The sequence below is a fragment of the Pseudarthrobacter sp. fls2-241-R2A-168 genome (genome assembly GCF_030209335.1).
GTDB lineage: Bacteria > Actinomycetota > Actinomycetes > Actinomycetales > Micrococcaceae > Arthrobacter.
Map to the genome: position 1 here is coordinate 64,674 of NZ_JARVSG010000013.1, position 14,256 is coordinate 78,929.

Genomic DNA, 14,256 nt, shown 5'->3' on the forward strand with positions numbered 1-14,256 from the left:
TCCTAGCGGGACAGGTGCTGTTTGACCAGTTCGCGGCCGTAGTCGTTGCCGTTGGGTGTCCGCACCACGGTGTGCATGTGGAACGGGGCGGGCTCGTCGTTGTTGAGGAATACTCCGGTGTGGTGGTCGAGTTCCAGGACCACCACCGGGCTCTGCAGCCTGAAGTAGAAGGCCTCTTCGCCTTCCCAGCCGCCGATCCAGCTGAAGTATGTCTCGCTGTACCGCTCCTGGATCTCCCGGCGCCGGGCAGCCCGAGGCCCGTCCGGCAGGTAGGCGATGAAGTCCTCCACCACGGCGTCGAGGATGGTCCGGGCTTCGGTTGGCATGTCGGCCACCGGGATGCCCTCGTACGGGATCACCCGGTTGTCCTGGAAGCAGCCGCCCAGGTGCCGCTCGTCGCCAGGGTGAAGGCGCCCTTCGGGCATTGCCGGGTCCACCATGGATTCATACACGGTGGCTTCAGCCCGCAGCTCGGAAGGCAAGGCCGCCATCAGCTGCCTGGCCAGGGCGATGCGCTCCTTGAACACCACCACTCCCTGGTACGGCCCGGCGTCGATAACATCAGGTTCGGCACCCATAAACACGGGCGAGATCACCAGCTGCGTTCCGGCCACCAGGCAGTTCAGCGCAGCGTGGTGGCCGAACAGCTGCCACCCCCACGGCTCCGTCTCGGACGGTTCACCATACAGGGCGAAGTTGTAGCTGAACTCGTTCATCAGCAGCGGCAGCTCCACCAGCTCACCGAGGAAGCCGTTGATCCGCATGAGGTTCCGGATCAGCTCAAAACCGGCCGGGCTCAGTGATGCTTCCACCACGGCGAACACGGCGTCCCGCACCGGCGCCTCCAGCTCGTCGAGGCGGAGGCCGGTGTCGTGCTGCATAAACTCCGGGTTCGCCCAGCTCTGCCATTCGGGCGCGTCCACGGCGTAACTCAGCCGCGACGCCTGCTCCGCGGTCAGGGCGCCCACCAGCTTGCGGGCCGCGGCCGCCATCTCAAGGGTGGGCGCCTCCTCCCCGGCCCGCGCGGGAGCGAGCGGAAACAGCCCGGGGCGGAGGACGCCGTCGTTCGTGATGCCTGTGAACGGCTGCGGATACAGCTTCTTCCAGCCTTCGATCATGGGCCCGGCGAACGAATCCCTGGTTGCTGCCTCGGCGTACCCGCGGGCGTTTAGGCCGCGGATCTCAGCTACGCGGGGGTGGTCAGGGGCAAAGAGGTAATCACGGAACGACGACGCGGACACGGGCCTTCCCTTCCTGTTCGCTGTGCTGGTTCTGGTCCAGGTCTTCTGCCGTGCGCCGGCCGGCCGCCACGGCCAGGGCAGCCGCAGCCGCCTCCACCGAACTCCCCCGCCACGCCACGTGCTGGTCCGGGCGGACCAGGACGGCGTCGCCTCCCCATAGCTCGGAGGGTTGGGTCCCGTCATCGAAACGTCCGACGGCGGCAATCGCCACCGGGATGCCCTTGCGTTTCCCAGCGCCGACCACGGCGGCAAAGACGTCCTCGGCCCGCCTGCCGGCGAGCGCATCTTCATCCACGAGCAGCGTGAAATCCTGGCCCAGAAGGTCGTAAACCGAGGCGGACCCGTCCAGCCAGGCGTGCGGCAGCAGGGCCCCCGGGCTGGCTGACGGAAAGTACACGATGGGGTCCTCCACCGGGGCCGGCGACCCGTCCGGGACCACCGCCGGCGAGTCCCCGTAGGCGTACCCAAGGACCAGGCCCAGGGAATCGAATTCGCTCTGCTTCACGGCAAGGGCTTCGTGGGCGGCGGCCCTTGCGGAAGCGCCGGCAGGGCCGTCGGCCAGGAGCTCTGGATCAGCGAAGTGGTAGGCAAGGGCCTTGCCGTTGGCGGCGGCGTCGCTGATGGTGCGGGCTGCCACGGGACGGCGTTCCGCTTCGTAACTGTCCAGCAGCTCTGAGCCCGCCCAGCCCGTGATCACCGCGGCCAGCTTCCAGGCCAGGTTGGCGGCATCGCCCACGCAGGTGTTGAAGCCGTGCCCGCCCCAGGGCGGGTTGAGGTGCGCGGCGTCGCCCATCAGGAACACTCCCCCGCGGCGGTACTCCGGGGCCAGCAGCATGCGGGCCGTCCAGGGATCGGTGGCCAGGACCTCGATATCGACGTCGGCGCCCACCAGGGAGCGGACCATACCGCCGGCTTTGGCGGTATCCACGGTCTCCTCCGGATTGACGCCCTGGATGATGGCCCACCAGGTTCCGTTGAGGTCCATCGGCCCCAGCATGCCCGAGGTGTTGGCGCCGACCACCCAGTACTGCACGGCCGGGTCCAGGTTCACAGCTGAGGCCAGCCGCTCGGACCGGAACAGGATGCTGATGTTGGACAGGGCAGCGGAACCGCCTTCAAGCCGGATCCCCAGGCTCCGGCGCACGGCGGAGGTGGCGCCGTCGGCACCGATGACGTACTCGGCAGCGATGGTGCGCTTGGCACCGGAGGCATCGGAGACCACGGCTGCGTAGCCGGCATCGGAATCATCGACGGACTGAACGCTCCAGCCCGTCACCATTGTCACCAGCGGCGAGTCAACAACGGCAGCCCGCAGCACTTCCTCGAGCACGGGCTGCGGGACCTGCTGTCCGCACTCCGGCTGCGGGCTGTAGCGGCCGGGCTCGAGCTGGAAAGCTTTCCGGAACCGGCGCAGTTCATAGGCACCGGGACCGGTGAGTCCGGTGCAGAAGATGACGTCCTGGGCGTAGTCCACCGGAAGCGGGGAAGCCGCCCGAAGGGCATCGGCAAGGCCGAGCCTGCGCAGGTGCGTCATGGTGCGGGCGTTGGTGGTTTTGGCGCGCGGGCGGGCGTGGTCCACCGCATCGCGCGGCTCCACCACCAGGCTCGCGATGCCGCGGGAGGCCAGGTCCAGCGCCAGGAACAGGCCGCTGGGACCGCCGCCGGCAATCAGGATCTGCACCTCCGCGGGGATGTGCTCCGGGGAGGCGAAACGGTGGGCGACCATCAGGCACGGCTCCGCAGGGAGGCTTCGCCTACCGGCGTGGCCAGTGTGCCGAGCTTCTCGATTTCCACCTCGACGGTGTCGCCGGGCTGCAGCAGCCACTGCGGAGTCCGCGCGTAACCCACTCCTTCGGGGGTGCCGGTGGCGATGACGTCTCCGGGGTGGAGCGTCAGGGTCTGGCTGATCAGCGAGATGATGGCCGGGACGGAGAAGATCATGTCCCGGGTGTTGCCGTTCTGGACTTCGGTGCCGTTCACGCGGGTGCGGACCTGCAGGCCGTCCCGGAGGTCACCCACCTCGTCGACGCTGACCAGGGGTCCGAGCGGGCCGGTGAAGTCGCCGTTTTTGCCCACCGTCCACTGGGTGGTGAGCTTCTGGGCGCGGCGGGCGGTGAGATCGTTGAAGGTGGAGTACCCGAAAACTGATTCCGCAGCCTGGGCCTCGTCCGCGGATTCAACGCGGCGGCCGATGTAGGCCGCCACTTCGCCTTCCCAGTCCAGCCCGTCCTCCCCGGCCGGCACGGGAACAGGGACGTTGCCCACGGAGAGCGACGCGGTCCAGCGGCCGAACAGCGTGGGATAGGGCGGCAGGTCCTGGTCCTTGTAGCTGCCTTCGGCGGCGTGGGCTTTGTAGTTCAGCCCCACGCAGATCACGCGGGCGGAGGCGGGGACGAGCGGCACTTCGGTGACGCTTCCGCGCTCCAACGAGGTGCCGGCGTCGGCCGTCAGGGTAACGGCTTTGTCCTGCCAGCCGGCGGGGTCCGCCCAGAATTCGGTAATGGGCGCGAGCGGGACGAGGCGCGAGTCCACGAGGGCCGCGGCCCAGGATTCGCCTTGGTGAGTGATGCCAACAAACTGCATGGGAGGGCCTTTCAGGTCTTGCCCGGGGCTGGGTGCCCGGGATGTCTTAGGTCAGGGTCTGAATGCCTGGCGGCGGAAAAAATCGAGGGTGGCGTCGGCGGCCTTTATCGCAGCGGCAGGGTCCTGCCCCGGCAGTTGCCACATGTGGTCGGCGCCTTCAATCAGCAAAAGTTCGACGTCGGCGCCCGCCGCTTCCAGCGCCGCGGCCAGGTTGGCGGACTGTGCCGGCGGGACGAAGCGGTCCGCGGTGCCGTGCGCCAGGAAGAACGGCGGGGCATGGTTGCCCGCGTAGGTGAGGGGGCTTGCGGCGGCTGCCTTGTCCGGCGCTTCGGCCGGCTGGGCCCCCAGGAGGAGCGCCTCGCGCGAGCCCGGATCGTCGGCGCTGGCGACGGCGTTAGCGAGGCGTTGTTCACCCATGTGGAGAAGGTCGGTGGGCGGGTACCAGGCGGCGACGGCCGCAACGGCGTCGCTGATGCCCGCCTCATCACCCGCGTATTCCGCTGACCCGGCGGTCAGTCCCACAAGGCTGGCCAGGTGCCCGCCGGCAGAATCACCCCACGCGTAGATCCTGTCCGGGTCCATATTGTAGGAGGCGGCATTGGCGCGGACCCAGCGGACCGCAGCCTTGGCGTCCAGCAGCTGGGCCGGAAAGTGGGCCACGGAACTCAGCCGGTAATCGGCAGAGGCGACCACAAAACCGGCGTCCACCAGGCGTTCGATGGGGCTCAGGTCCAGCGCATCCGCCTGGGGGCCAAGGGAGGAACGGCCGCCCACCCGCCAGCCGCCGCCGTGGAAGTGGACAATAGCCGGCAAAGCAGCGGACTGCTCCGGGCTTGCGAGGAGGTAGAGGTCAAGCAGCAGCGGCGCTGAGCCCTCGGGGTGGGCGAATTCAACGCCCTTCAGAACCCGCCCTGCCGTCATCGTTGACTCCATGTCTTACCGCGCCGTTTCGTTCATGCGCCGGGCCACCAGTGTGGACCGCGTCACTACTCAACATTCGCGCACAGGGAGTCCGCTCCGCATGGCTGCTTTCACTGAATGAAACAGCTTCGGGGCTTCCTGCTGGTCAGCCCTTGCTGTCCCCCAGCGGGCGGCGGGCCAGCCATGCGGCCACGATGGCGCCGGAGATGTTGTGCCACAGGGAGAACACAGCCGACGGCAGGGCAGCGAGCGGGCTGAAGTGGGTGGTGGCCAGCGTCGCAGCGAGGCCGGAGTTCTGCATACCCACCTCGAAGGCCAGGGCGCGGCGGGCCTTGCTGTCCAGGCGGCCGATCTTGCCGGCGAGGTAGCCCAGGCCCAGTCCGAAGCCGTTGTGCAGCACCACGGCCAGGAACACGATGGCGCCCGCGGCCACGATCTTGCCGGCGCTGCCGGCCACCACAATGGCCACGATCAGGGAAATCACGACGGCGGAGGCCCAGGGCAGTGCGGGCAGCACCTTGGCCACGAGCTTCTTGAGGAACAGCCGGGCCAGCAGGCCGGCGACCACCGGCAGGAGGACTGTCTTGGCGATGTCCAGGACCATGCCTGCGGCGTCGATCTGGAGGTAGGACCCGGCGAGGAACAGGACCAGCAGGGGCGTAACGATCGGGGCGATCAGCGTGGAAACGGAGGCAACAGCCACAGACAGGGCAACGTCGCCCTTGGCCAGGAAGGCCATCACGTTGGAGGCGGTGCCGGAAGGCGCGCAACCCACCAGGATCAGGCCCACGGCCAGCTCCGGCTCCAGGTTCAGCGCGAGGGCGATCAGCCACCCGGCTCCCGGCATGATCACGTAGTGCGCCACGATGCCCAGTGCCACCGCCCACGGGCGCTTGGCCACGGCGGCGAAGTCCGGCGGGGTCAGCGTGAGGCCCATGCAGAACATGATGATCCCGAGCAGGTAGGGCACGCTGGGCGCCATCGGCTTGAAGACCCCGGGCGCCAGGAAACCAACGATGCCCGCGGCAACCACCAGCAGCGGAAACACCGTCACCGCGATCCGGGCGATCCTGCTTTCGGCGGCCAGGGCCGGGTTCAGTGGCGTTTCTGCAGGGGTGTTTTGGGATTTGGTTGCCTCAAGCATCCAACCATGCTCGCACCAGGCGGTAGTCCTGTGCCAGTTCGTGACTCCACCCGGTAATAGCCGCGCTACAGCCTCACCAGTCGTGGACCGTTCCGTCGATGAGGCGGTTGTAGGGCAGGTAGGCCTGCTGGTAGGGGTAGGCCGCGGCGGCTTCTTCGTTGAACTCGACGCCGATGCCAGGGTTGTCGCCCGGGTGCAGGTAGCCGTCCACAAACGTCTTGGACTGTTCGAAGACCTCGTTGGTCTTGTCCGAGTGCTGCATGTATTCCTGGATGCCGTAGTTATGGATGGCCAGGCCCACGTGCAGCTGCGCGGCAAAGCCCACCGGGGAAATGTCGGTGGGACCGTGGAAGCCGGACTTGATCTGGTACTGAGCGGCGAAGTCCATCACCTTCTTCAACGGGCTGATCCCGCCGAAGTGGGTGGACGCGGCCCGGACGTAGTCGATCAGCTGTTCCTTGATCAGGGTCTGGAAGTCATACACGGTGTTGAAGATTTCACCGATCGCCAGCGGGGTGGTGGTGTGCTGGCGGACCAGGCGCAGGCCTTCCTGGTTCTCGGCCGGGGTGCAGTCCTCCAGCCAGAACAGGTCATACGGCTCCAGCGCCTTGCCCAGCTTCGCGGCCTGGATCGGGGTCATCCGGTGGTGCCCGTCGTGCAGCAAAGGGATTTCCGGGCCGAACTCGTTCCGGACCGCCTCAAACACGGTAGGCAGGTGGCGCAGGTAAGCCCGGGTGTCCCAGTCCTCCTCCACCGGAAACGCCCCCCGCCCGGCGGGTTCGTAGTCATACCGCTCCCCCGAAGCCTGCGCCTGCGCCGCCACCCCGTACACAGCCTTGATACCAGGCACGGCGGTCTGGATCCGGATCGACTTGTACCCAAGCTCCAGGTGCTCCCGGACCGAATCAAACAAAGACGGCAAATCAGCGCCCGAGGCGTGCCCGTACGCGCGCAGCCCGTTCCGGGACGCCCCGCCCAGCAACTGGTACACCGGCATGCCCGCCATCTTGCCCTTGATGTCCCACAACGCCATGTCCACCGCCGCGATCGCTGCCATCGTCACCGGGCCCCGGCGCCAGTACGAGGAGCGGTACAGGAACTGCCAGGTGTCCTCGATCCGGTGCGGGTCCTTCCCGATCAGCAGCTGCGCAACGTGCTCCTTCAAGTATGCGGCGACGGCGAGCTCACGGCCGTTCAACGTGGCGTCACCGATACCGGTCACGCCATCCTCGGTGGTGATCCGGAGCGTCACGAAGTTCCGGGAGGGACTGGTCACAAAGACGTCAGCAGCAATGATTTTCACAGCAGATACAGGCTTTCTTGATCGGAAGGGGTCAGGATGCGGGGGTCAGCGTTGGGTGGTTCCGCTGGGGGTGGTGCCGAGCAGGGCGAGCTCTGCCCGGCGGGGAAGGCCTTCCCAGTCCCCGGCAGTGCTGACGGCGAAGGCCCCCATCAGGGCCCCCCGCTGCAGCCGGCCGGCCACGTCCTCGCCGTCGAGCAATGCGGACAGGTAACCGGCGGTGAAAGCATCTCCGGCACCCACCGTGTCGATGCTGGTGACAGGCACTGCCGGGGCTTCCCAGCGGCCGTCCCGGGTGTGGACGCACGCGCCGGCGGCACCGCGCTTGACCACAACTTCGCGCACTCCCAGTCCAAGGAGTTGGCCAGCCATAACCCCTTCCTGCGTCTCAGGGTCCTGGCCGCCGTCGGGCGGGATGGCTACCAGGTCAAGTTCGTCGTCGGAAGCAATCAGGATGGTGGCGTGCCGGACGAGCGGAGTGAGGGCCTCCCGGGCCTCGTCCCGGGACCACAGTTTGCTGCGGTAGTTGACGTCGAGGGACACCACCAGCCCGTCGGCAGCGGCGCGTTCGGCCGCGAACTCCACGGCCTTCCGCGACTCTGGGCTGAGCGCAGCCGTGATGCCGGTGAGATGAAGGATGCGGGCGCCCTGTTGCAGGGCACGGTCCGCATCCTCGCGGCTGAGCGTTGATCCGGCGGACCCGGAGCGGTAGTAGAAGGCGCGGGTGACGTCCGCCGTGCGTTGTTCGAGGAACATCACACCGGTCGACCGCGATGGGTCCTCGCGCTGCTGCAGTTGCACGCCCTCTGCCCGGAGCTGGCGGAGGATGAATTCGCCATGGGGATCTTCACCCACCACGCCTGCCCATCTTGCGGTGTGGCCCAGCCGGGCGACGGCCGCGGCCACGTTCGATTCGGCTCCGGCAACATGCATGGCCAGGGCGCCGCCGGCGGACAGCGGCCCGGTTGAGCGCAGCGAGACCATGGACTCACCGAAGGTCAGGAGGTCCACGCCAGGGAGGCCGGCGTCGGCAGTCACCGTTGGCTCTCCATGGCCCCGCCGCCGGAACCGGCAGCCAAGGCAGCAAAGCGGCGTGCCCGCTCCCGCATGGCGGCGAGGTCGCCCCCGGATGCCGAATCACCGAAAAGCGGGCCGCCTAGTCCGACGGCGATGGCACCGGCGGCCCAATATCCCGCCGCTTCATCGAGCCCCACGCCGCCTACCGCTATAAAGGGGATGTCCGGGAACGGATCGCGGACTGCCTTGAGATACCCGGGTCCCCCAATGGAGGCAGGGAAGAGCTTTACCGCCGTGGCACCGCGGTTCATCGCTTCGAAGGACTCGCTCGGGGTCAGGGCACCGGCCAGCACGGGGATGCCCCGGCCCGCTGCTTCTTCGATGGACGGCGCGAGGGACGGCGTGACCATGAACTGGCCGCCCGCGGCCGCAACGTTGTCCACGTCCTGTTTTGTCAGCACCGTTCCGGCACCTACGAAGCAGCCGGCAGGCGCCGCAGCCCGCACCTCACTGATGGCATCGAGGGCCCCGGGAGTGGTCAGGGCGATTTCGACATATTGGAAACCCTCCTCCATCGCGGCGAGGGCCGCCTTCCCGGCTGCCGTACCGTCGTTTCCCCGTACGATCGCCAGCAGCCGTGTCCGCCGCACGCCGGCCAGCAGTTCCTCGGGGGCCAGGGTGTTCTCCATCAGGGCCTTCTCCTTCATAGGGGTTGCTCTTCTCAATACCCGTGCTTTTGGCCGTCACCATTCGGCAAAGGCACCGTCCGGCTGGCGCCAGACCGGGCCGCGCCAGGCATGCCCGCGCTTGTCCGCGGCACGGACTACGGCCTCATCGATTTCAATGCCCAGGCCGGGGCCGGTAAGGCGTTCAATGTGCCCGTCCACAAACTTCAGCGGCGACTTGTCCACCACGTAGTCCAGGACTTCCGCGCCCTGGTTGTAGTGAATGCCGATGCTCTGTTCCTGGATGAGGAAATTGGGAGTCGCAAAGCCCACCTGCAGGCACGCGGCGAGCGCCAGTGGACCCAGCGGGCAGTGCGGCGCAAGCTGCACGTCGTAGACCTCGGCCAGCGAGGCGATCTTGCGGACCTCGGTGATGCCTCCAGCGTGGGAGAGATCCGGCTGCGCCACGGCGATGCCGGCCTGCAGGGCGGGCAGGAATTCCTGCCGGTTGTAGAGCCGCTCGCCGGTGGAGACCGGCGTTGTGGTAGACGCGGTGAACTCCCGCAGCAGGTGCGTGTTTTCCGGGACCACTGGTTCCTCGAGGAAGAAGGGCCGGTACGGTTCCAGCAGCGGTGCCACGCGGCGGGCGTTGGCAAGGCTGAAGCGGCCGTGGAAATCCACGGCGACGTCCCGGTGCTCCCCCAGGACCTCGCGGGCGGCAGCCACCCGGCGGACAACGCCGTCGAGCTCTGCCACCGAGGCGATGGGGCTCATCCGGCCGCTGGCATTCATTTTGACTGCCGTCAGCCCCACCTCCAGCTGGGCGCTGATCTGGTCCGCTACCTCGTTGGGTTCGTCTCCGCCCACCCAGCCGTACATCCGGATCCGGTCACGGACGTGCCCGCCAAGCAGCTGGTGCACCGGGGTGTTGAAATGCTTGCCGGCAATGTCCCACAGAGCCTGGTCCAGGCCGGACACGGCGCTGGCCAGGATAGGGCCGCCGCGGTAGAAAGAGCCCTTGGTCATGACCTGCCAGTGGTCCTCGATCCGGAGCGCATCATTGCCGATCAGGACTTCGGAGAGTTGTTCGACGGCGGTGCGGACCGTTTCGCTGCGGCCCTCGCAGGTCGCTTCGCCCCAGCCGACGATTCCGCTGTCGGTCTCGATGCGGACGAACAGCCAGCGCGGTGCGACGAGGAAGGTTTCGATCCTGCTGATGAAAGTCACTGTTGCCTAGCCCTTGGTGGCACCGGCGGTGAGGCCGGAGACGATGTACTTCTGCGTGAAAAGCGCAATGATCATGATGGGAATGGTCACCACTGTGGCCGCCGCCATGAGTCCGCCCCAGTCGATGCTGGCGTAGGAGACGAAGTCGAAGATGGCCACGGGCAGTGTTTTGGTGTTGGAGCCGGAAAGCACCAGGGCAAACATGAAGTTGTTCCACGAGAAGATGAACGACAGGATGCCCGCGGTGGCGATGCCGGAGACGGCGAGCGGCAGCGTGATGAGGCGGAACGCACCGATCGGGGTGAGGCCGTCCACCTGGGCGGACTCTTCCAGCTCGAGCGGCAGGGAATCGAAGTAGCTCATCATGATGTAGACGATCAGCGGCAGCGCCACGAACATGTGGCTGAGGATCAGGACCTCGAACTTGCCCACCATCCGCAGGTTGGAGAACACGTAGTACCAGGGCACCAACAGGGAAACGCCCGGGATAACGCGCGCCATCAGCACCACGAGAGCGGAGCGGTACATGGTGAACCGGCTCATGGCATAGGCCGCGGGAACGCCAAGCACGATTGACAGCGCGGTGGAAACGAACGCCACCCAGAAGCTGTTGAAGATGAAGATGAAATAGTTGTTCCGCTGCAGAACGTTGGCGTAGTTCTCACCCGTGGGCGAGAAGATCAAGGCCTTGGCGGTGTCATAGATGTCCACATTGGTCTTGAAGGAAGCCAGGAGCATCCAGAACAACGGCGCAATCAGGAACAGCACCACCACGATGAGGGCCACAACACGGAAGACCTTATAGAGGCGGGTGGGCAGGGGCTTCCGACGGCGGCGGATCACCTGGGGAGCCGCGGCGGAGGTTTGGCTGGGGGTTGTAACGGTCATTTGCTTACCGCTTTCTTGCGCATGGTCAGCAGCCACATGGAGCCGATGATGATCATGAAGAACAGGATCAGCACCGCTGAGGACAGCCCGTACTGGTTGTAGTCGAAGCTCAGGCCGTAGGCGTAGACGTTCAGGGTCTCCACCTCGTGGAAGGACCCGCCGCCCTTGCCCTTGGTGGCGTACAGGATGTCGAAGGTCTTCAGGGCGTCGATGCCGCGAAGCAGGATGGCGACAACAACGGTAGGCATCATCAGCGGCAGGGTGATGAGGAAGAAGCGCTGGAAGGAGTTGGCGCCGTCCACCCGGGCAGCCTCATCAGGCTCATCGGAGAGCGAGGTCAGGCCGGCAAGAAGGATCAGCACCACCATGGGGGTCCACTGCCATACGTCCATAAAGATCGTGGTTCCCAGCGCGGTGTCCTGGCCCGAGAGCCAGGGCTGAGGCGGGATGCCCACCATGCCCAGCAGCTGGTTGGCGAAGCCGATGTTCGGATCGAAGATCAGCCGCCACATCATTCCCACGGCAACCGGCGTGGCCACCAGCGGCAGCAGGATCGCCACCCGAACCCACTTTTCACCGCGGAACGGGCGCCAAAGGAGCAGCGCGATGCCCATGCCGAGCACCACCTCGCAGACCAGGGCCACGCCGGTGAATGACAGCGTACGGGCCACTGCCGGCCAGAAACGTTCTGTGTCAGTGAGGACTGTCAGGTAGTTTTCGAACCCAATGAAATCCGTTTTGGCGCGGACAGACCCCTGCGAATCCGTGAGGCTCAAGTACAAGGTCCACGCCAGCGGAAAGACAATCAGGACGCCGACAAAGATCATGGCGGGTGCGGCAAAAAGCCATTTGCGGTGCCGGTTCGCCCAGGCGGAGAAATTTCCACCCATGCTGGGAGGGCGTCCTGCGCTTCGGGCCGGGGCGCTGCCTGGCGCGTTCATTACAGACATGGTTCACCTAAGAGTTTGGGGTGAGGCAAGAGCGATGACCCGGCGGGACGGCAACGGGGTACCGTCCCGCTGGGCTCTGATGCGCTTTAGGGGTATGAAGCGCGGCGGCTGTTACTTCTTTTCGCTGTCCAGGAACTTCTGGAAGGAGTCATCGGCCGAGTCGGCTGCCGAGGAGGCGTCGGCGCCGGTGATGCTGGCGACGATCGGCTCCCCGACGATTTCGCGGGCCTTGCCTACCGTGACAACCTCGGGCCGGTCGTGGCCAATACCGTTCTTGGCGCTGACCGCAATGGCATCGGCCAGGTCCTTGGGGTACGTCGAGGTTCCTTCCGCGTTGGACCAGACGGAAGCGCGGGGTCCGGGGACGCCGGCCTTCTGCGCGGCCAGGGTGCGTTCCTTGCTCGTGGCCCACTGGATGAACTTCCAGGCGTTGTCCTGGTTGCTGGAAGCCTCGTTCACGGCCAGGCCCCAGGAGGGGATGTTGTAAGGCTTGGAACCCGCGGGACCTGCGGGCAGCGGCGCAAACCCTACCTTGTCCGCCACTTTGGATTTGGCCGGATCTGTGGCGTTCTTGTAGAGCGAGTCCGCCTCGGTGTAGAAGGCCGCCTTGCCCTGCGTAAAGATTGCCATCGCCTCGGGCCAGCTCATGTCGGTGCTGACGTTGGCGGGACCGTAGTTCTTGATCAGACCGCCGTAGTAGGCGTAGGCCTTCTTCGCGGCGTCCGAGTTCACAGCGGACTTGCCGCTGGAATCCGTGAAGTCACCGCCGAAACTGTAGAGGAAACTGGAGAACTGCGTAACCGCCGCGGACTTGCCGGTGCGGGCAACAAAACCGGCTACGTCCGGGTTGGCTGCCTTGATGGCCTTAGACGCAGCTTCGAGCTCGTCCATGGTCTTGGGAACCTGGAGTCCGGCTGCCTGCAGCAGGTCCTTGCGGTAGTAGAGGACTTCGCGTTCGGTGATGATCGGGACGCCCACAACCTTGCCGTCAACAGTAGTGGCCTTGACCGGGCCCTCCTGGTAGTCCTTCCAGTCCCAACCTGAGTCTGCGGAGACCTTGTCCGTCAGGTCTGCCAGGTAGCCGTTCTTCGCGAAGGCTTTGCCTTCCTGGAGCGGGCGGTACATCATCACATCGATCTCATCGCTGCCGGCGTTGAGCTTGACGTTGTACTGGTCCGAGAGCTGGTCTTCGCCGAGCTGGGTCAGCTCGACCTTAAGGCCGCTGGACTTCTCAAACTCCGGAATAGCTGCCTTGATGCCTTCAGTCCAGACGTGGTTCGCCAGGGTCACCCGGACGGTGCCGGATTCCTTGGCATCGCTGCTGCCGCCGCCGCCACTGCAGGCGGTCAGTCCGAGCGAAAGCGCCGCAGCGACAGCCGCGTACTTCACTACAGAACGTCGCTTCATTACGACTCCCTTGCTTCGAGAGGGCTGGACAAAAAAGTCAGCCCGCTTACAGATGCATCTTTACATCTGCTTTGGGAGTCAGCATAGACAAATAAAACAGACATAGACAAGGCCTTGGCAAGCACCCGTATGATTTATCTATGAAAACCCCAAAGGCGGAGTCTCCAACAAACCTGCACGCTTCACTCGTGCAGAGTTTGGGGCTTGCTATTGCTGAGGGGCGTTTTCCCGCGAACTCAGTCCTGAGGTTGGATGAGTTGGAGGCACAGCACAACGTGTCCCGTTCCGTGGTGAGGGAGGCCGCCCGCGTGCTGTCCTCCAAGGGCCTGCTCGAGTCACGCCGCCGGTTCGGCACAGTGGTGCAGCCTGAAGCATCCTGGAATCTCTACGATCCCGAAGTGATCCGCTGGCGCCTTGCCTCGTCCCGTCGGCTTGAGCAGCTGCAGTCACTCAACGAACTCCGTGGAGCGGTGGAACCGCAGGCAGCCCGACTTGCTGCCGAGCGGGCATCGTGGGACGCGGGCAGCGAGCTGGTAGCCCTCGCGGCCCGGCTGTGGGCAGCCGGCCAGCGTGGAGACCAGGAAGAGTTCCTACTGCTGGACGTGGAGTTTCACGCGGCCGTACTCAATGCTTCGGGCAACGCCATGTTCGCACAGTTGCAGAACCTGGTGACGGAGGTCCTGACTGGCCGCACGCAACATGGCCTGATGCCGCACCTCCCCCATCACGAAGCGTTGCAGCTGCACATGGATGTGGCCAGCGCCATCCAGCGCGGGGAGGCGGCCGCAGCTCATGCCGCCATGAGCAGGATCGTGGAGCAGTCCACCGAAGAGATGAGCCAGATCTGGTCCAGCAGCCACTACGGCGGCAATGCGCCGCCTGCCGCTTCAGGCAAGGCAGGAACCTAAAACCT

13 protein-coding genes are annotated in these 14,256 nt (G+C 66.0%); 1 reads left to right on the plus strand and 12 read right to left on the minus strand.

From position 1 onward, the window contains the following. Positions 1-2: 2 nt before the first annotated feature. The 12 genes from QRN11_RS09600 to QRN11_RS09655 all read right to left on the minus strand — a co-directional run bounded on the left by QRN11_RS09600 (position 3) and on the right by QRN11_RS09655 (position 13,343). A complete protein-coding gene (locus QRN11_RS09600) occupies positions 3-1,241 on the minus strand; it encodes a DUF3500 domain-containing protein (protein ID WP_285250781.1) in 1,239 nt (412 codons plus the stop codon). Next, positions 1,219-2,967 carry an FAD-dependent monooxygenase gene (locus QRN11_RS09605; RefSeq protein ID WP_285250782.1) on the minus strand — a complete coding sequence of 583 codons (1,749 nt, stop codon included), beginning with the start codon at positions 2,965-2,967 and terminating at the stop codon, positions 1,219-1,221. Before QRN11_RS09605 ends, QRN11_RS09600 begins: the two co-directional genes overlap by 23 nt. Beyond that, positions 2,967-3,824 (minus strand): fumarylacetoacetate hydrolase family protein, encoded by an 858-nt coding sequence (locus QRN11_RS09610; protein WP_285250783.1) that lies wholly within the window; start codon positions 3,822-3,824, stop codon positions 2,967-2,969. Before QRN11_RS09610 ends, QRN11_RS09605 begins: the two co-directional genes overlap by 1 nt. Before the next feature lie 51 nt (positions 3,825-3,875). After that, positions 3,876-4,745: an alpha/beta hydrolase gene (locus QRN11_RS09615; protein WP_285250784.1), complete on the minus strand. Its 870-nt coding sequence runs from the start codon at positions 4,743-4,745 to the stop codon at positions 3,876-3,878. A gap of 145 nt (positions 4,746-4,890) precedes the next feature. Further along, a complete protein-coding gene (locus QRN11_RS09620; RefSeq protein WP_285250785.1) occupies positions 4,891-5,889 on the minus strand; it encodes a bile acid:sodium symporter family protein in 999 nt (332 codons plus the stop codon). Between the two features lie 73 nt (positions 5,890-5,962). Next, positions 5,963-7,192: a D-mannonate dehydratase ManD gene (gene manD, locus QRN11_RS09625; protein ID WP_285250786.1), complete on the minus strand. Its 1,230-nt coding sequence runs from the start codon at positions 7,190-7,192 to the stop codon at positions 5,963-5,965. 45 nt (positions 7,193-7,237) lie between these two features. Next, the gene (locus QRN11_RS09630; RefSeq protein WP_285250787.1) at positions 7,238-8,227 is read right to left on the minus strand and encodes a sugar kinase; all 990 of its coding nucleotides are present in this window, start codon (positions 8,225-8,227) and stop codon (positions 7,238-7,240) included. Continuing rightward, positions 8,224-8,913 (minus strand): bifunctional 4-hydroxy-2-oxoglutarate aldolase/2-dehydro-3-deoxy-phosphogluconate aldolase, encoded by a 690-nt coding sequence (locus QRN11_RS09635; RefSeq protein ID WP_285250788.1) that lies wholly within the window; start codon positions 8,911-8,913, stop codon positions 8,224-8,226. The genes QRN11_RS09630 and QRN11_RS09635 overlap by 4 nt, the downstream gene beginning before the upstream one ends. A gap of 36 nt (positions 8,914-8,949) precedes the next feature. Then, on the minus strand, positions 8,950-10,098 hold the full coding sequence (dgoD, locus tag QRN11_RS09640; protein ID WP_285250789.1) for a galactonate dehydratase: 1,149 nt from the start codon (positions 10,096-10,098) through the stop codon (positions 8,950-8,952). A 6-nt stretch (positions 10,099-10,104) separates the two neighbouring features. Next, the gene (locus QRN11_RS09645; RefSeq protein WP_285250790.1) at positions 10,105-10,986 is read right to left on the minus strand and encodes a carbohydrate ABC transporter permease; all 882 of its coding nucleotides are present in this window, start codon (positions 10,984-10,986) and stop codon (positions 10,105-10,107) included. After that, positions 10,983-11,876 (minus strand): carbohydrate ABC transporter permease, encoded by an 894-nt coding sequence (locus QRN11_RS09650; RefSeq protein ID WP_255470897.1) that lies wholly within the window; start codon positions 11,874-11,876, stop codon positions 10,983-10,985. Before QRN11_RS09650 ends, QRN11_RS09645 begins: the two co-directional genes overlap by 4 nt. Before the next feature lie 171 nt (positions 11,877-12,047). Continuing rightward, complete coding sequence (locus QRN11_RS09655; protein ID WP_285250791.1) at positions 12,048-13,343, minus strand: ABC transporter substrate-binding protein; 1,296 nt, start codon at positions 13,341-13,343, stop codon at positions 12,048-12,050. Between the two features lie 140 nt (positions 13,344-13,483). Between QRN11_RS09655 and QRN11_RS09660 the strand changes: the two genes are divergently transcribed. Then, positions 13,484-14,251 carry a FadR/GntR family transcriptional regulator gene (locus QRN11_RS09660; RefSeq protein ID WP_285250792.1) on the plus strand — a complete coding sequence of 256 codons (768 nt, stop codon included), beginning with the start codon at positions 13,484-13,486 and terminating at the stop codon, positions 14,249-14,251. Positions 14,252-14,256 lie beyond the last annotated feature (5 nt).

Coding starts and splice junctions, on each gene's coding strand:
- QRN11_RS09605 (WP_285250782.1), bottom strand. CDS start 2,967: ATGGTCGCCCACCGTTTCGCCTCCCCGGAGCACATCCCCGCGGAGGTG.
- QRN11_RS09610 (WP_285250783.1), bottom strand. CDS start 3,824: ATGCAGTTTGTTGGCATCACTCACCAAGGCGAATCCTGGGCCGCGGCC.
- QRN11_RS09615 (WP_285250784.1), bottom strand. CDS start 4,745: ATGACGGCAGGGCGGGTTCTGAAGGGCGTTGAATTCGCCCACCCCGAG.
- QRN11_RS09620 (WP_285250785.1), bottom strand. CDS start 5,889: ATGCTTGAGGCAACCAAATCCCAAAACACCCCTGCAGAAACGCCACTG.
- QRN11_RS09635 (WP_285250788.1), bottom strand. CDS start 8,913: ATGAAGGAGAAGGCCCTGATGGAGAACACCCTGGCCCCCGAGGAACTG.
- QRN11_RS09645 (WP_285250790.1), bottom strand. CDS start 10,986: ATGACCGTTACAACCCCCAGCCAAACCTCCGCCGCGGCTCCCCAGGTG.
- QRN11_RS09650 (WP_255470897.1), bottom strand. CDS start 11,876: ATGGGTGGAAATTTCTCCGCCTGGGCGAACCGGCACCGCAAATGGCTT.
- QRN11_RS09655 (WP_285250791.1), bottom strand. CDS start 13,343: ATGAAGCGACGTTCTGTAGTGAAGTACGCGGCTGTCGCTGCGGCGCTT.
- QRN11_RS09660 (WP_285250792.1), top strand. CDS start 13,484: ATGAAAACCCCAAAGGCGGAGTCTCCAACAAACCTGCACGCTTCACTC.